The 17,104-nt window shown below is 67.9% G+C and carries 13 protein-coding genes; 9 read left to right on the top strand and 4 right to left on the bottom strand.

Annotation, left to right across the window (positions count from 1 at the left end; all coding sequences use genetic code 11):
- Nucleotides 1-52: 52 nt before the first annotated feature.
- Together ABZX90_RS13975 and ABZX90_RS13970 are read left to right on the top strand one after the other, a co-directional pair.
- Nucleotides 53-1,315, top strand: a complete 1,263-nt coding sequence (locus tag ABZX90_RS13975) for an MFS transporter (protein ID WP_355204583.1) — start codon at nt 53-55, stop codon at nt 1,313-1,315.
- Nucleotides 1,316-1,427: 112 nt separating this feature from the next.
- Nucleotides 1,428-1,937, top strand: coding sequence for a hypothetical protein (locus ABZX90_RS13970; protein ID WP_355204580.1), 510 nt, complete (start codon nt 1,428-1,430; stop codon nt 1,935-1,937).
- Nucleotides 1,938-2,044: 107 nt separating this feature from the next.
- Here ABZX90_RS13970 and ABZX90_RS13965 read toward each other — a convergent pair whose 3' ends face one another.
- Complete coding sequence (locus ABZX90_RS13965; RefSeq protein WP_355204577.1) at nt 2,045-3,511, bottom strand: CCA tRNA nucleotidyltransferase; 1,467 nt, start codon at nt 3,509-3,511, stop codon at nt 2,045-2,047.
- A 225-nt stretch (nt 3,512-3,736) separates the two neighbouring features.
- Between ABZX90_RS13965 and ABZX90_RS13960 the strand changes: the two genes are divergently transcribed.
- From ABZX90_RS13960 to trxA, 7 genes are all read left to right on the top strand, one after another.
- On the top strand, nt 3,737-6,154 hold the full coding sequence (locus ABZX90_RS13960; protein ID WP_355204574.1) for a DUF6049 family protein: 2,418 nt from the start codon (nt 3,737-3,739) through the stop codon (nt 6,152-6,154).
- Between the two features lie 46 nt (nt 6,155-6,200).
- The gene (gene murJ, locus ABZX90_RS13955) at nt 6,201-8,444 is read left to right on the top strand and encodes a murein biosynthesis integral membrane protein MurJ (RefSeq protein ID WP_355204571.1); all 2,244 of its coding nucleotides are present in this window, start codon (nt 6,201-6,203) and stop codon (nt 8,442-8,444) included.
- A gap of 118 nt (nt 8,445-8,562) precedes the next feature.
- The gene (locus ABZX90_RS13950) at nt 8,563-10,278 is read left to right on the top strand and encodes a protein kinase family protein (protein ID WP_355204568.1); all 1,716 of its coding nucleotides are present in this window, start codon (nt 8,563-8,565) and stop codon (nt 10,276-10,278) included.
- Nucleotides 10,279-10,306: 28 nt separating this feature from the next.
- Nucleotides 10,307-11,038, top strand: coding sequence for an RNA polymerase sigma factor SigM (gene sigM / locus ABZX90_RS13945; RefSeq protein WP_351124247.1), 732 nt, complete (start codon nt 10,307-10,309; stop codon nt 11,036-11,038).
- Nucleotides 11,035-11,943, top strand: a complete 909-nt coding sequence (locus ABZX90_RS13940) for a hypothetical protein (RefSeq protein WP_355204565.1) — start codon at nt 11,035-11,037, stop codon at nt 11,941-11,943. The genes sigM and ABZX90_RS13940 overlap by 4 nt, the downstream gene beginning before the upstream one ends.
- Before the next feature lie 249 nt (nt 11,944-12,192).
- Entirely contained in the window at nt 12,193-13,158 is a 966-nt protein-coding gene (gene trxB, locus ABZX90_RS13935; protein WP_351124242.1) for a thioredoxin-disulfide reductase, read from the top strand.
- 43 nt (nt 13,159-13,201) lie between these two features.
- Complete coding sequence (trxA, locus tag ABZX90_RS13930; protein WP_007383275.1) at nt 13,202-13,534, top strand: thioredoxin; 333 nt, start codon at nt 13,202-13,204, stop codon at nt 13,532-13,534.
- A gap of 131 nt (nt 13,535-13,665) precedes the next feature.
- On the opposite strand, the gene ABZX90_RS13925 is transcribed toward trxA, so the two are convergent.
- The 3 genes from ABZX90_RS13925 to ABZX90_RS13915 all read right to left on the bottom strand — a co-directional run bounded on the left by ABZX90_RS13925 (nt 13,666) and on the right by ABZX90_RS13915 (nt 16,774).
- The gene (locus ABZX90_RS13925; RefSeq protein WP_355204561.1) at nt 13,666-14,283 is read right to left on the bottom strand and encodes a GNAT family N-acetyltransferase; all 618 of its coding nucleotides are present in this window, start codon (nt 14,281-14,283) and stop codon (nt 13,666-13,668) included.
- 326 nt (nt 14,284-14,609) lie between these two features.
- The gene (locus ABZX90_RS13920) at nt 14,610-15,704 is read right to left on the bottom strand and encodes a ParB/RepB/Spo0J family partition protein (protein WP_351124235.1); all 1,095 of its coding nucleotides are present in this window, start codon (nt 15,702-15,704) and stop codon (nt 14,610-14,612) included.
- Entirely contained in the window at nt 15,701-16,774 is a 1,074-nt protein-coding gene (locus tag ABZX90_RS13915; RefSeq protein ID WP_351124319.1) for a ParA family protein, read from the bottom strand. The genes ABZX90_RS13920 and ABZX90_RS13915 overlap by 4 nt, the downstream gene beginning before the upstream one ends.
- Between the last annotated feature and the right edge of the window lie 330 nt (nt 16,775-17,104).

Below are 17,104 nucleotides of genomic sequence, written 5' to 3'. Positions count from 1 at the left end.
GGTCCCCGGGCTTGCTGCCCGGGGACCCTCCTCGTATGTGAGGCTGTGCCCCATGGCCGTCGTGCGTGACCTGCGCGTCCTCCTGCGCTTCCAGGGATTCAGACGCCTGCTCGGTGTACGACTGCTGTCCCAGGGCGCCGACGGCGTCTATCAGGTCGCGCTGGCCACGTACGTGGTCTTCTCACCGGAGAAGCAGACCTCGGCGGCCTCGATCGCCTCCGCGATGGCGGTGCTGCTGCTCCCGTACTCCCTCGTCGGGCCCTTCGCGGGGGTCCTGCTGGACCGCTGGCGACGCCGGCAGGTTTTCCTGTACGGCAATCTGCTGCGCACGGCGCTGGCGTGCGTGACGGCCGTGCTGATGCTGAGCCATGTCCCTGACTGGCTCTTCTACGCCTCCGCGCTCTGTGTCACGGCGGTCAACCGCTTCGTCCTGGCCGGGCTCTCGGCCGCGCTGCCCCGTGTCGTCGACACGGAGCGTCTGGTGCTCGCCAACTCTCTTTCGCCGACCGCCGGAACGCTCGCAGCGACCATCGGCGCGGGCCTCGCGTTCGCCGTACGGCTGGTCGTCGCGGACTCCGACGCGGCGGTGGTTCTCGCAGGGGCGGCTCTGTACCTGTGCGCCGCCCTCGCCTCCCTCCGTATCGCCCCGGAACTCCTCGGGCCCGATCGCGCATTGGTCCGCACCCGCATGGCCGCGGCCCTCGGCGGCACCGCACGAGGCCTTGCGGGAGGCGTACGTCATCTCACGGAACCCGCACGGCGGGAGGCGGCCTGGGCTCTGATGGCGATGACGTTGATGCGCTTCTGCTACGGCGCCCTGACGGTCATGGTGCTGATGCTCTGCCGCTATGCCTGGGCATCCGGCTCGGACGACGGGCTCGCGCTCCTGGGGCTGGCCGTGGGTGTCTCCGGGGCGGGCTTCTTCGGCGCTGCCGTGGTGACGCCCTGGGCGGCCGGACGACTGGGCCCCGGTCGCTGGATCGCCGTCTGCGCCGGCACCGCCGCGGTCCTGGTGCCCGCGCTCTCTCTCCCGTTCGCCCCCGCGCCCATGCTGATCGCCGCATTCGTGCTGGGCGTGACCACGCAGGGCGCGAAGATCGCCACGGACACGATCGTGCAGTCCTCCGTCGATGACGGCTTCCGCGGCCGAATCTTCTCCGTTTACGACGTCCTGTTCAACGTCGCCTTCGTCGGCGCGGCCGCAATGGCCGCTCTGATACTGCCTTCTGACGGACGGTCGGTTTTCCTCGTCGTGACCGTGACAGCGGTCTACGCCTCAATTGCGGCCGCTATGGCCCGCTTTGAACTTCAGTAAGTGTCACATCAGTGCCACAGAGCCAATCCTGGCTACTGCGTTGTCACAGGGTCCCGATAGCTTACGTGCGTCTTATTCGCGTCACGCGCCTACGTTCTAGGGGGACCCCCAAGTGACAACTCCGCCGCCCAAGGGCCAGAACCCGTTCGCTCAGGGCCAGCAGCCCTACGGCCAGCCGCCCCAGGGTCAGGCTCCGTACGGCCAGCAGCCTCCGCAGGGATACCCGCAGCAGCCGGGTCAGCCCGGGTTCCCGCAGCAGCCGACCGCTGGGTTCGCCCCGGTCCCGCCGCAGCGCCCGAAGCGGGGCTTCAGGCAGTACCTGCGCATAATCGTGGCCATCGCGGGCGTGTCGATCGTCGTGGGCGGCTGGCTGTTCAGTGACAGCGAAGACGCCAAGAAGCTGGCCGTCGGCGACTGCCTCTACAACAAGGGCACCGACAACGACCCGGACGTGGTGCAGGTCGAGTGCACCGACCCCAAGGCCACGCACAAGGTCCTGAAGAAGGCCGACGGCGCTTCGCTGGCCCAGCTGACCTGCCAGAGCGTCACGGGGACGACGGCGACCCTGACGTGGAAGGAAACGGGCGATTCCTTCACGCTCTGCCTGGGAGACAACAAGTAACCGGCAGAACCGGATGTGCGAAGGGGCGGTGTTTCACGTGAAACACCGCCCCTTCGCGTCGCCCGGGCTCATGTTTCACGTGAAACATGAGCCCGGGCGGCCCCTCTTCAGCCCTGTTCGGCCCACCACTCCTTGAGCGCCGCCACCGCGGCCTCATGCCCCATCGGGCCGTTCTCCAGGCGCAGCTCCAGCAGGAACTTGTACGCCTGACCGATCGCGGGGCCCGGGCCGATACCCAGGATCCCCATGATCTCGTTGCCGTCGAGGTCGGGACGGATCGCGTCGAGCTCTTCCTGCTCCTTGAGCTCGGCGATTCGGTCCTCCAGGCCGTCGTAGGCGCGGGAGAGGGCGGTCGCCTTGCGCTTGTTGCGCGTGGTGCAGTCGGAGCGGGTCAGCTTGTGGAGACGGTCCAGCAGCGGACCCGCGTCACGGACGTAGCGACGGACGGCGGAGTCCGTCCACTCGCCGGTGCCGTACCCGTGGAAGCGAAGATGCAGTTCGACCAGGCGTGAGACATCTTTCACGAGATCGTTCGAGTACTTGAGCGCCGCCATCCGCTTCTTGGTCATCTTGGCGCCCACCATCTCGTGGTGGTGGAACGAGACCCGCCCGTCCTGCTCGAAGCGGCGCGTTCGCGGTTTGCCGATGTCGTGGAACAGCGCGGCGAGCCTGAGGGTCAGATCGGGCCCGTCCTCCTCCAGCGCCATCGCCTGTTCCAGAACGATCAGGGTGTGTTCGTAGACGTCCTTGTGCCGGTGGTGCTCGTCACTCTCCAGCCGCAGCGCGGGAAGCTCGGGCAGCACATGGTCGGCGAGCCCGGTGTCGACGAGCAGCGTCAGGCCCTTGCGCGGGTGGGCGGATCGGATGAGCTTGTTCAGCTCGTCCCGTACTCGCTCCGCCGAGACGATCTCGATACGAGCGGCCATGTCCGTCATGGCTGCAACAACCTCGGGTGCCACCTCGAAGTCGAGCTGCGCGGCGAACCGCGCCGCCCGCATCATCCGCAGCGGATCGTCGGAAAAGGACGCCTCGGGAGTGCCCGGGGTGCGCAGAACGCGAGCGGACAGGTCATCCAGACCGCCGTACGGGTCGATGAACTCCTTCTCCGGCAGTGCGACGGCCATCGCGTTCACCGTGAAGTCGCGACGCACGAGGTCTTCCTCGATGGAGTCGCCGTAGGACACCTCCGGCTTGCGGGAGGTCCGGTCGTACGCCTCGGAGCGGTACGTCGTGATCTCGATCTGGAACGACTGCTCCACATCGTCCACGCGGGCGTCCTTCTGCGCACCCACCGTGCCGAAGGCGATCCCGACCTCCCACAGAGCGTCCGCCCAGGGTCGGACGATCTTCAGTACGTCCTCGGGTCGGGCGTCCGTCGTGAAGTCCAGGTCATTGCCGAGCCGGCCGAGGAGCGCGTCCCGGACCGAGCCGCCGACCAGGGCGAGCGAGAACCCTGCTTCCTGGAAACGGCGGGCGAGCTCGTCGGCGACTGGAGACACCCGCAGCAGTTCACTCACCGCGCGGTGCTGCACCTGACTCAGGGCACTGGAATTGTCTTCGTTGGCGTTCGGCACAACAGAAAAGGGTACGTGGCCGAGGCCCCCGGGAGCGCCTCGATAAATCTCGCACCCGTGCCCGTCTTTTTTTTCAGGGGCATCAATACGCGCACATACAGGACAGTCGGCACCCTCCCCCGATCTTGTGGACCACTCCGCGGCACTTACTCTCAGCGCACATCGTTACCATGCGTGGACGCACATTCCGACGACCACTGACGACGACGAGGGACGGGCGAGCGCGTGGCCGAGGCGGCAGACTTCCAAGGGACGAGTCCCTCACCTGCCCGCCGGTGGCTCCGGCGCAGCGGTGCACTGCTGGCCGGGGCGCCGCTGCTGGCCGGGCTGCTCCAGCTGCCCTTCAGCGGGCCCGCTCAAGCCGCTGAGAAGGCCTCTGTGGCCGATGCCGCAGGGTCGGGCCCGGTCGACATCAACCTCGACTCGCTGAGCCCCAGCACCCCGACCGACGGCGACACGATCACCGTCTCGGGCTCGGTCACCAACACGAGCAAGCAGACGGTCACGGATGCCCATGTGGGCATCCGCGTGGGGCCGTCCCTGAACACCCGCTCCGCCATCGACACCGTCGCGAAGCGCACCAGCTTCCAGCCGGGGCTCGACGCGTTGGAGGTCGGGGGCAAGTACGTCGCGAAGGTCGCCAAGCTCGCCGCGGGCAGCTCGCAGCGCTTCAGCATCTCGGTGCCCGTCAAGGACCTCGACCTCGGCTCCGACGGGGTCTACCCGCTCGGCGTCTCGCTCACGGGCCGCACGACCGCGCAGCAGTGGGACCAGGTACTCGGCATCGAGCGGACCTTCCTGCCCTGGCAGCCCGACGCGGCGGACACGAAGACGAAGACGACGTACCTCTGGCCGCTCATCTCCACCGTTCACCTCACGGCGAAGACCGGTTCGGACGAGCAGCAGACACCCGTCTTCAAGAGCGACGACCTGGCCAAGGAGATCTCCCCGGGCGGGCGCCTGGACCAGCTCCTGTCGCTGGGCAACCAGCTCGATGTCACCTGGGTACTCGACCCGGACCTGCTGGCCTCCGTCGACGCGATGAGGGGCGGCTACCGGATCCAGCAGGAGAACGGCACGACCATCGCCGGGAAGAACCAGGCGGTGGCCAACGCCTGGCTCGACAAACTGGAGAAGTCGGTCCAGGGCCAGAACATCGTCGCGCTGCCCTTCGCCGACCCCGACCTCGCGTCACTGGCCCACCACGGCAAGGACGTCACCGGTTCCCTGAGCCACCTCAAGGACGCCACCGATGTGGCGGCCGGCACGGTGGAGACGATCGTCCATGTGAAGCCGAGCACGGATTTCGCCTGGCCCGTGGACGGCGCGGTGGACCCGTCGATCGTCAACGTGGCCACCTCGGCCGGCGCGGACAAGGTGATCACCCGCAGCGACAGCCTGCGTGAGACGGGCGGCCTGCCGTACACGCCGAGCGCCGCCCGCCCCATCGGCGGCGGAACGACGGCGGTGGTCGCGGACGAGCGGCTGTCCACCGCGTTCCAGGGCGACATGATGAAGGCGGACAGCTCCACGCTCGCCGTCCAGAAGTTCCTCGCACAGAGCCTGATGATCAACCTGCAGGAGTCGGACAACGAGCGCAGTATCGTCGTCGCCCCGCAGCGCATGCCCACAGCGAGCCAGGCGCAGTCCATGGCCGTGGCCCTGCGGGCGCTCCAGCAGGGCAACTGGTCGGAGTCCCAGGGGCTGGCCGAGGCCGCCAAGGCCAAGCCGGACCCCGGCGCCACCACGAAGGTGCCTCCCACGTCCTCGTACCCGCGGGCGCTGCGCAACCGGGAGCTGCCGCGCGGAGCCTTCGAGCGGATCCAGAAGACGCAGAGCAAGCTCGACAAATTCCAGGTGATCCTCACCCACGAAGCCCGTGTAGTCACCCCGTTCGGCCGGGCGATAGACCGGGGGATGTCGGCGTCCTGGCGCGGCCGAACCGCTGAGGCGGCGGCCTTCCGCAAGGGTGTGGACCGGTACCTCGACGAGCTCATGGGCCTGGTGCATCTCATCGAGAAGTCGGACGCGAAGCTCTCCGGGCGCAGCGCGACGATCCCCGTGACCGTCCAGAACAACCTCGTGCAGGGCGTCGACCATCTGGTGCTGCGGCTCACGTCGAAGCAGCCCACCCGCCTCAAGATCGGCAATGGTCCGTACGACGAGCGGCCGATCCAGGTCGCGGGCGAGCACAGTCAGTCGGTGAAGTTCACGACCTCCACCAAGGCCAACGGCCCGGTGCAGGTCGACGCTCAGCTGTACACGGAGGACGGGCAGCCGTACGGCCACAAGGTGTCCTTCGAGGTGAAGGTCACCGAGATCACCTCCACGGTGATGCTCGTCATCGGCGGCGGCGTCCTGCTTCTGGTCCTCGCCGGTTTCCGGATGTACACGCAGCGTAAGCGCGCGGCGGCCCGGCAGACCGAGGAGGAACCGGACAACGGTCCCGAGGCAGGGGGCGAGAGCAAGGACTCGGACGGCACCGTGGACACTGACACCACCGAAGACTCCGAGGCCGGTCCCGAACGGGCTTCCGACCCGGAGTCCGGGGCAGACGACCCGGAGCACCCGAGTGACCCAACACCGGACACCGCACCGGAAAGCGCCGACCCGTCCGGCACGGGTGAGAGAGTGGACCGTTGAGCGATGTCGTGGCCGGTGGGCCCGGGGACGATGAGGTGGGGTAACCATGAACGCGCCGTACGACGGTGACCGCGGCCAGGGCGCGGGATCCTCGGGCTACCCCGAGGACTACCCGGACCAGGACGCGGGCCGCTCCGGCTACCCCGAGGGCACGCCGGAGCCCGGCCAGATGCCGCCGGGATCTCCCGCGGACATGTACCTCCAGGACGCCTACGACCAGGATCCCTACCGGGCGCAGGACCTCTCGGCCCAGGACCCGGTGGCGGAGGCGCTCTACGACCGCGCCGCGCACCCTCCGCCGGCGCCCGGAACGTACGCCCCCCAGCAACCGCTCTACGCCCAGCCGCCCACGTCGCAGTACGCCCCCGACCCGCGGGTGTGGGCCCAGACGCCCCCTCCGGAGCCGGCCGGACCGACGCGGCACCTGCCGTACGGCGACGACGCCCGGACCACCCAGTACGTGGGGGTGGACGACCTGGTCACCCAGGCCGGCGAGGAGCAGCACGAGCCCGACGCCTTCGCCCACCTCTTCCGTGACCAGCAGCAGGGCGGCGTCCGTCATGCCTATGCCTCCCCAGCCGTCCCGGCGCCTGCCCCTGAACCGGCTCCGGCCGCAGCTCAGCCGACGCCCGCACCGGCGGCCGCTCCGGCGAAGTCCGGCGGCCGCGCTTCCGGCTTGCTGAAGTCGAGCGCCGTGATGGCGGCGGGCACGCTGGTGTCGCGTCTCACCGGCTTCGTACGCACCATGATCATCACGGCCGCTCTGGGGGCGGCGACGCTCGGTGACGCCTGGACCGTCGCGTACACCCTGCCGACAATGATCTACATCCTGACCGTCGGCGGCGGACTCAACTCGGTCTTCGTGCCGCAGCTGGTGCGGTCCATGAAGGAGGACGAGGACGGTGGTGAGGCGTACGCCAACCGCCTCCTGACCCTCGTCATGGTCGCCCTCGCTGTGATCGTCACCGTCGCGGTGTTCATCGCACCGCTGCTGATCCAGCTGATGTCGGACGCCATCGCGAGTGACCCGGCGGCCAACAACGTGGCGGTCACCTTCGCCCGGTACTGCCTGCCCACGATCTTCTTCATGGGCGTCCATGTGGTCATGGGCCAGATCCTCAACGCCCGCGGGAAGTTCGGCGCGATGATGTGGACTCCGGTCCTGAACAACATCGTCATGATCTCCACGTTCGGCATGTTCCTCTGGGTCTACGGGACCGCCCGGCACTCCGGCATGAAGGTGGAGAACATCCCGCCGGACGGCCTCCGCCTGCTGGGCATCGGCACCCTGCTCGGCCTGGTCGTACAGGCCGTGGCGATGGTTCCGTATCTGCGGGAGGCAGGTTTCCGCTTCCGTCCGCGCTTCGACTGGAGGGGCCACGGCCTCGGCAAGGCCGTCCAGCTCGCCAAGTGGACCGTGCTCTTCGTCCTCGCCAACCAGGCAGGCGTTCTCGTTGTCACACAGCTGGCGACCGCGGCGCAGAAGACGTCGGGCAAGAGCGGCGCGGGAATCCTGGCCTACTCCAACGCCCAGCTGATCTGGGGCATGCCGCAGGCGATCATCACGGTCTCCGTCATGGCGGCCATGCTTCCGCGGATCTCTCGAGCGGCCCACGACGGTGACCCGGGCGCCGTCCGTGACGACATCTCACAGGGTCTGCGGACCTCGGCGGTGGCGATCGTCCCGATCGCCTTCATGTTCATCGCCCTGGGCATTCCCATGTGCACCCTGCTCTTCGGCTCGAGCGGCATCCAGGCCGCCCAGTCCCAGGGCTATGTCCTCATGGCTTTCGCGCTCGGCCTGATCCCGTTCTCGGTGCAGTATGTGATCCTCCGTGGCTTCTACGCCTACGAAGACACCCGCACCCCCTTCTACAACACGGTCATCGTGGCCGCCGTCAACGCGGCCGCGTCGGCCGTCTGTTACATGGTGCTGCCCGCGCAGTGGGCGGTCGTCGGCATGGCCGGCGCGTACGGACTGGCGTATGCCGTAGGCGTCGGAGTGGCCTGGCAGCGGCTGCGCAGGCGGCTGGGCGGCGATCTGGACGGCGCCCGCGTGCTGCGCACGTACGCGCGTCTGTGCCTGGCATCCGTCCCGGGTGCCGTGGTGGGCGGCGCCGTAGGCTTTGCGATCACCCAGGCCCTCGGGCACGGGGCGATCGGATCGATCGCGGCGCTGGTTTTCGGATCGATCGCCCTGCTCGGTGTCTTCTACATCGCCGCACGCAAGATGCGCATCGAAGAACTCAATTCAATGGTCGGAATGGTCCGCGGGCGCCTGGGGCGCTGAGGCGGGGGTACGCGCACAACCATCGTCCGTCGCCGTGTGTCGTGCATAGCGCCGGACTGTGGGCACAATTGGTTTCGGCGTCGGACAGCGCGCAACGGATGGGGAGGCAGGGACGACGGTGGCGGAACGGAGCACGGCTGCCGTCGACGTGGCAGACAACAGCGGTGACGAACCGCTGACCGCCAAGGCGGACCAAACCACGTCCGACGGGGTGGCCCAGAAGCAGGAGCGGGAAACGGACAGCGAAGAGGCACAGGGGAGCGGCGGGACCGAGAGTCCCGGAAAGGCCTCACCGCCCGAACTGCACAGCGGTCACAAACTCGCCAGGCGATACCGCCTCGAAGAGTGCGTCACCCGTCTGGACGGTTTCAGCAGTTGGCGCGCGATGGACGAGAAGCTCCGTCGTGCTGTCGGTGTGCACCTGCTGCCCGCCGATCATCCGCGGGCCCGCTCCGTACTGGCGGCGGCCCGTTCCTCCGCCCTGCTGGGCGATCCCCGCTTCGTCCAGGTCCTGGACGCGGTCGAGGAGAACGATCTCGTCTATGTGGTGCACGAGTGGCTGCCGGACGCCACGGAGCTCACCGCGCTGCTCGCCTCGGGTCCCCTTGAGGTGCACGAGGCCTACCAGATGGTCAGTCAGGTCTCCCAGGCCATGGCCGCCGCACACCGCGAGGGCCTCGCGCATCTGAAGCTGACCCCGGGCGCCGTGCTCCGCACGTCGTCCGGCCAGTGGCGTATCCGTGGGCTCGCCGTGAACGCGGCGCTGCGCGGCATCAGTTCCGACACCCCGCAGCGCTCCGACACGGAGGCGATCGGGGCTCTCCTGTACGCCTCCCTGACCCAGCGCTGGCCGTACGAGAACGATGCGTATGGCCTGTCGGGGCTCCCCAAGGGCGTCGGTCTCATCGCACCCGACCAGGTGCGGGCCGGTGTCCACCGGGGCCTGTCGGAGCTCGCCATGCGCGCGCTCGCCAACGACGGGGCGACCGCCTCCCGCCATGAGTCCCCGTGCACCACGCCGGAGGAGCTCGTGAAGGCGATCAGCGAGATGCCGCGCATCCGCCCGCCGGAGCCCGCGTTCACCGCACCGCCCGAGTACCAGCGCACGACGTACCAGCAGGGCACCTACGGCCGCCAGTCGCCGCGTCCGGGCGCCACCCAGCCCGTGCCGGCTCCGCCGCCCCCGCTGCAGAGCCGTACCGGAACAGCCCTGAAGTGGGCCGTCTCGGCTCTGCTCATCGCCGCACTGGGCCTGGGCAGTTGGCAGCTCGCGGACGCGCTGATGGACCACAGCAAGTCCGACGACACCAAGAAGACCCAGACGACGGACGGCAACGAGAAGAGCAACGACAACACCAAGCCGGCCAAGCCGATCGCGATCCGGGACGCGCAGGAGTACTACCCGGACGGCAAGGCCCAGCACCCGTCCGACGTGGGGCTCACCTACGACGGCGACAGCACCACGTACTGGCGGACGTACTCCTACAACGGTGGCCCCACCCTGGCGCCGTTCAAGCAGGGCGTGGGCATCGTGTACGACCTCGGGTCCACGCGGAGCCTGTCGGCGGCCTCGATAGGGCTGAACTACGGCGGCGATCACACCACGGCGTCGTTGTACGCGGCCGACTCGATGTCGTCGTCGGCACCCATCGGCTCCATGAAGGAGATCGCGGACGCCGAGACCTCCGGCCGGCAGCTGAAGGTCTCCGCGGACAAGGCAGTGGAGACGCGGTACGTACTGGTGTGGATCACCGCGGCCCCCTACTCGGGCAAGGACCAGTACAGCGGCGCCGGCTACAAGCAAGCCATCACGGACGTGAAGTTCACCGGCTGACGCTCGTCGACGGAGGGGAGGGGGTCCGATGGCCGATGAAGCCGCATACGGCGAAGCAAGCGATCAGGACCTCCTGGCCCGCCATGTGAAAGGCGATCCTGAAGCCTTCGGTGAGCTTGTACGGCGTCACCGCGACCGCCTGTGGGCCGTGGCCCTGCGGACGCTGGGAGACCGCGAGGAGGCCGCTGACGCGGTCCAGGACGCCCTCGTCTCGGCCTACCGGGCCGCCCACACCTTCCGAGGCCAGTCGGCGGTCACGACCTGGCTGCACCGCATCACGGTGAACGCCTGCCTGGACCGCGCGCGTAAGGCGGCCTCCAGAAGGACGTCTCCCGTCGATGACACCAAACGGCTGGAGCAGCTCCTCGAACCGCACGAGTCAGCCTCCGCTCCGGCGGAGCGCAACGACCTGCACCGCGAGCTCATCGACGCTCTGGGTACTCTCCCGGCCGACCAGCGCGCCGCCCTCGTCCTGGTGGACATGCAGGGCTACCCCGTGGCCGAGGCGGCCCGCATCCTCGATGTGCCGACCGGCACCGTGAAGAGCCGCTGCGCACGCGGCAGAGCCAGACTCCTTCCCCTGCTCACTCACCTCCGCACGGAGAACTCGGGTGACGAGGCGACCAAGAAGTCGGGCGGCGGACGGAACCGGACGCAGGGGACATCCGTCCCACCGGCAGCGGGACCGCACGACACGGGGCCCCGCGACGCAGGGCCAAGCGATTCAGCTGCTGTGAAGGGCGGAGGTGGGCGAGCGTGACATCCACGACGGACAAGGCCGGGCACCCGGACGTCGCGGAAATCTCCGACCTCACCGAAGGTCTGCTCTCGCCATCCCGTACCGAGGATGTACGACAGCACCTCGATGACTGCGTGCTCTGCACCGACGTGTACGACTCCCTGGAGGAGATCCGCGGTCTGCTCGGCACTCTGCCGGGTCCCCTTCGCATGCCCGACGATGTGGCCGGACGTATCGATGCCGCCCTGGCCGCCGAAGCACTGCTGGGTGCCACAGCGCCCGATGGGGCATCTGACACGGACGACGACCGCCCTCATGTTTCACGTGAAACGTCGACTGCGGACCGTCCCTCGGGACATTCTCGTGCGACCACCGGACCCGGCCGTTCTCACCGAGCACGTCGTGGGCGCCGTAGGACGGTCCTCCTCAGCACCGCCTTCGCGGCCGCCGCTCTGGGGCTGAGCGCGATCCTCGTGCAGTCGCTGGGCGGCGACAGCTCCGGCAAGAGCTCTCAGACGGCGACGGGGCAGGAGTCGGGGGCAGTGAGCACCTTCTCCGAGAAGACGCTGCAGAGCGAGGTCTCAGGCCTTCTCGCGAAGACCAGGAAGTCGGGCGAGCACTCCGGTAGCGCGAAGCCCTGGGGTGCCGAATCCCAGGGCACCGGAACGGACTCGGGCGGGGTCAACACCTTGGTCTCCCCGACACCCCCCGTTCCCGCGTGTGTCGCACAGGGGACCGGAGACGAGGGAACACTCCTCGCCGCGAAGAAGGGCACGTTCCAGGGGACCGGCGTCTACCTCCTCGTACTGTCCAATGACTCGGACAACACGAAGGTCACGGCCTACATCGTCGACTCCGCCTGTGCGAAGCAGGCCTCCCCGTCGCCCGGCAAGCTGCTGCTGACGCGGTCGTACGCACGGCCCTGAACGCGTCGGCTTCAAGATTCCGAGCACCTGGGCGGGCACGATCCGGACCCTCTCGATCTCACGCCCTGACGCTTCGACGCCCGGCGGTGTCCTGCCCAGACGCCACTTGGCATCTCCGTCCGGAATCCCGTCTCCGTGTGCCCTGGCACAGCGGGAATTGAAGCCCCTTAGGATCCGTTGGGTGGGGTGAGAGTACTGAGAGAGGCTCCCACCGGTACGTAGCAGTCTCCAGAGACGAGGAATCAAGCCGTGAGCGACGTCCGTAACGTGATCATCATCGGGTCCGGGCCCGCCGGCTACACGGCGGCGCTCTACACCGCGCGCGCGTCGCTGAAGCCGCTGGTCTTCGAAGGCGCCGTCACCGCAGGCGGTGCGCTGATGAACACCACCGAGGTGGAGAACTTCCCCGGCTTCCAGGACGGCATCATGGGCCCCGAGCTCATGGACAACATGCGCGCCCAGGCCGAGCGCTTCGGTGCCGAGCTGGTTCCGGACGACGTCGTGGCCGTCGACCTGACCGGCGAGATCAAGACCGTCACCGACACCGCCGGCACGGTGCACCGCGCCAAGGCCGTGATCGTCACCACGGGCTCGCAGCACCGCAAGCTCGGCCTGCCCAACGAGGACACGCTCTCCGGACGCGGCGTCTCCTGGTGCGCGACCTGTGACGGCTTCTTCTTCAAGGACCACGACATCGCCGTGATCGGCGGTGGCGACACCGCGATGGAGGAGGCCACCTTCCTCTCGCGCTTCGCCAAGTCCGTGACCATCGTCCACCGCCGGGACAGCCTCCGCGCCTCCAAGGCGATGCAGGAGCGTGCCTTCGCCGACCCGAAGATCAAGTTTGTCTGGGACAGCGAGGTCGCCGAGATCAAGGGCGACCCGAAGCTGGCAGGTCTGACGCTGCGCAACCTCAAGACCGGCGAGACCTCGGAGCTGCCGGTGACCGGTCTGTTCATCGCGATCGGTCACGACCCGCGCACCGAGCTCTTCAAGGGCCAGCTCGACCTGGACGGCGAGGGGTACCTGAAGGTCGACGCGCCCTCGACCCGCACGAACCTGACCGGCGTGTTCGGCGCCGGTGACGTCGTCGACCACACGTACCGCCAGGCGATCACCGCGGCCGGTACCGGCTGCTCCGCCGCCCTCGACGCCGAGCGCTACCTCGCCGCCGTTGCGGACAGCGAGACCGCCGCTGCGGCCGCCACCGTCTGATCCCCTGTCCGCCCCACCGCACCAACAAGTTAAGGAGCCCGCTGTGGCCGGCACCCTGAAGAACGTGACCGACGATTCCTTCGAGCAGGACGTCCTCAAGAGCGACAAGCCCGTCCTGGTGGACTTCTGGGCCGCCTGGTGCGGTCCCTGCCGCCAGATCGCCCCGTCGCTGGAGGCGATCGCCGCCGAGTACGGCGACAAGATCGAGATCGTCAAGCTCAACATCGACGAGAACCCGGGCACGGCCGCCAAGTATGGCGTCATGTCGATCCCGACCCTGAACGTCTACCAGGGTGGCGAGGTCGCCAAGACCATCGTCGGTGCGAAGCCGAAGGCCGCGATCGTGCGCGACCTCGAGGACTTCATCGCCGAGTAGTCACGACGGCCGCACGCGTGGCGTGTGTTTCACGTGAAACACGAATGGGCCAGCCCGATCGGGCTGGCCCATTCGCTTTGTCCGAGAGCACGCCGGTCGCAGATGGCAAGTGCGACCGGCCGCCCGTCACATCACAGGGGACGAAGCACCGGCTCCTTCTGTACCGCTCCAAGGAGGCGGTCGAGTGCCATCTCCACGTCTTCCTTCCAGGAGAGCGTCGTCCGCAGTTCCAGCCTCAGACGCGGGTACCTGGGGTGAAGCCGCACGGTCTTGAAGCCCACGGCGAGCAGATGGTCGGCCGGGAGCACACAGGCGGGTTCCTTCCAGCGTGCGTCTCCGAAGGCCTCGATCGCCTTGAACCCCCGGCGGAGCAGATCCTTGGCAACCGTCTGGACCATCACTCGGCCGAGCCCCTGCCCCTGATAGCCCGGCATGATGAACGAGGTCATCAACTGAACAGCGTCCGGTGACACGGGGCTTGTGGGGAATGCGGTGGAACGGGGGACATAGGCCGGCGGCGCGTAGAGCACGAAGCCCACCGGTACGTCGTCCACATAGACGACCCGGCCACAGGATCCCCAGTCCAGTAGAACCGAGGAGATCCAGGCTTCCTTCTCCAGCGCGGGTGTGCCTGCCTTTACCGCGGCTTCACTGCTGACGGGATCCAGTTCCCAGAAGACGCACGCACGACAGCGCTTGGGAAGGTCCGGAAGGTTGTCCAGCGTGAGCGGTACGAGCCGACGCCCCATGAAGGATGTTCCTCGCTTCCTTCGCCCGCGGCGTCACGGGCGGCTGTCAGATGGCTCCGCTCCCTGAGCAGGCTGCCGACGAATCCGCCGACCGCTCCCAGGCCCAGGCCTGCGGTCACCAGTCCGGTACGGCTCACGGTTTGCATGGCCCCCGCCTCCCCGATGAAGGTGCTGCCAGGTGGATGCGCCATACCCAATCGCATCGTATCCACGATGTGATTCCCTCGATACCGCCAGAAAGCAAAGAGCGGGCCGTGTTCCGGACACACCGGACACGGCCCGCTCCGCTGGTGGACCGATCGGACATCGATCCGCCAGGAGCCGACTCAGGCTTCCGCGTCGTCGGAGTCGTCGTCCAGAAGGCTCTTCTGAAGGACCGGTCCCTCGCCCGGGGCCAGGGAGCCAAGGATGCGTTCAAGGTCTTCCATCGAAGCGAACTCGACAGTGATCTTGCCCTTCTTCTGCCCCAGGTCGACCTTCACCCGCGTCTCGAAGCGGTCCGAGAGACGCGTCGCCAGATCGCTCAGCGCCGGAGAGACCCGACCACCGGCCCGCGGTCCCTTGGAGCGCTGAGCCGTCTGCGGACGCGACCCCATGAGGGTGACGATCTCTTCCACGGCTCGCACCGAGAGCCCCTCGGCGACGATGCGGTGAGCCAGGCGGTCCTGCTCCTCCGAGTCGTCGACGGAGAGCAGCGCCCGCGCATGACCCGCGGAGAGAACACCGGCGGCAACACGGCGCTGAACGGACGGCGAGAGCTTCAGCAGACGCAAGGTGTTGGAGACCTGCGGACGCGACCGCCCGATCCGGTCCGCCAGCTGGTCGTGCGTGCAGTTGAAGTCCTTGAGCAGCTGGTCGTAGGCGGCGGCCTCTTCCAGCGGGTTCAGCTGGGCCCTGTGCAGGTTCTCGAGGAGCGCGTCCAGGAGAAGCTTCTCGTCCTCCGTGGCCCGCACGATCGCGGGAATGGCTTCGAGTCCCGCCTCGCGGCAGGCCCGGAAGCGCCGCTCACCCATGATGAGTTCGTAGCGCGTCGGACCGACCTGCCGTACGACGACGGGCTGGAGAAGCCCGACCTCCTTGATGGAGGTGACGAGCTCGGCAAGAGCGTCCTCGTCGAAGACCTCACGCGGCTGGCGCGGGTTCGGCGTGATGAAGTCGAGGGGCAGCTCGGCGAAGTGAGCACCGACGGGCGCCTGCGGCACCTCCAGGGCTCCGTTCGACGACGGATCCTCCGTTTCATGTGAAACAGGCGGCAGCGTGGTCACCTTGGCCGCCGCCACCCCGCGCTCCGCTGTGAGTACGGGTCCGGCAGCCGGCGAGGAGGAAGCCCCGTTCGCCGAAACACCCGGACGCTCACCTGTCGGAGCCGCAGGGATCAGCGCGCCAAGGCCCCGCCCCAGCCCCCGTCGTCGCTCGCTCACTGGATCCCCTCCACCATGTTCTGATCATTCTGTGCGCCCACGTGGGCATGTTGCGCGTCATACGCCATTCCGACTCCTCGGAGGGCGATTTCCCGCGCGGCCTCAAGATACGAGAGAGCACCGCTCGAACCCGGATCGTAGGTCAGAACCGTCTGCCCGTAACTCGGAGCCTCCGAAATACGAACCGAGCGCGGAATGCTCGTCCGCAGCACCTCCTTGCCGAAGTGGCTGCGCACCTCCTCCGCGACCTGGGACGCGAGGCGTGTCCGGCCGTCGTACATGGTGAGCAGAATCGTCGAGACGTGAAGGTCGGGGTTGAGGTGCCCTCGTACCAGGTCGACGTTCCGCAGAAGCTGTCCCAGACCTTCCAGCGCGTAGTACTCGCACTGGATGGGGATGAGGACCTCCGCGCCGGCGACCAGCGCGTTGACCGTCAGCAGGCCGAGCGACGGCGGGCAGTCGATGAGGATGTAGTCCAGGGGCTGCTCGTACGCCTGGATCGCTCGCTCCAGGCGGCTCTCACGGGCCACCAGCGATACCAGCTCGATCTCCGCACCGGCGAGATCGATCGTGGCGGGCGCGCAGAAGAGACCCTCGACATCCGGGACCGGCTGAACGACTTCGGAGAGTGGCTTGCTGTCGATCAACACGTCATAGATCGATGGAACTTCGGCGTGGTGGTCGATGCCCAGCGCGGTGGAGGCATTGCCCTGAGGGTCGAGGTCGATCACCAGGACTCGGCCACCGTGCAGGGCCAGCGAGGCAGCAAGGTTGACCGTGGTCGTGGTCTTGCCCACCCCACCCTTCTGGTTGGCGACCACCATGACTCGGGTCTGCTCGGGCCGTGGCAGGCCCTCACCGGCGCGACCTAGCGCCTCCACAGCAAGTTGGGCAGCACGACCGATGGGAGTGTCGTCCATCGGGGGCGGTGTTTCACGTGAAACATCCTCCCCCATCGACTCGGTACGGGGACCGGGGACCGGATCGGTCATCGGTCCCGCGATGTTGGCGTCGGACCGCAAGGATTCACTCTCCTCGACTTCAGGCTCGCAATGAACAGAGCCTCCCATGCCATCGGGGTGGTGAACCAGCGAGGCCCGTTGTTCTGTGGAGAAATCCACCTCTGTGGACAACTCCGCACCCTCTCCGAGTGAACCGAGGGGCCTTCGGTCGCGAGGTTCGGCCGCGGCGCGGCTGCGACTGATGATGCCGTGCAACAGTGAGCGACGTTTCACGTGAAACACGATGCCCAGCTACCCGGGTCGGCGCGGCGCGACACTCCGATATGCACAGGTTTGGCACCTTATGTGGAGTACGGCTCGCTATCCGATCCGATCTGCGGGAGTGACAAATAACTCCCGGCCCTGAACAGAGAAACTCCCGGCTCCTTCATGGAACCG

The organism is Streptomyces sp. NPDC002935 (assembly GCF_040611295.1).
In the GTDB taxonomy this organism is placed as follows: Bacteria; Actinomycetota; Actinomycetes; order Streptomycetales; family Streptomycetaceae; genus Streptomyces.
This window is presented reverse-complemented; position numbering and strand designations above follow the sequence as displayed.

Excerpts from the sequence above, each read along its gene's own strand:
- ABZX90_RS13925 (WP_355204561.1), bottom strand. The coding sequence starts at position 14,283 with ATGGGGCGTCGGCTCGTACCGCTCACGCTGGACAACCTTCCGGACCTT.
- murJ (WP_355204571.1), top strand. The coding sequence starts at position 6,201 with ATGAACGCGCCGTACGACGGTGACCGCGGCCAGGGCGCGGGATCCTCG.
- sigM (WP_351124247.1), top strand. The coding sequence starts at position 10,307 with ATGGCCGATGAAGCCGCATACGGCGAAGCAAGCGATCAGGACCTCCTG.
- ABZX90_RS13915 (WP_351124319.1), bottom strand. The coding sequence starts at position 16,774 with ATGGGAGGCTCTGTTCATTGCGAGCCTGAAGTCGAGGAGAGTGAATCC.
- ABZX90_RS13975 (WP_355204583.1), top strand. The coding sequence starts at position 53 with ATGGCCGTCGTGCGTGACCTGCGCGTCCTCCTGCGCTTCCAGGGATTC.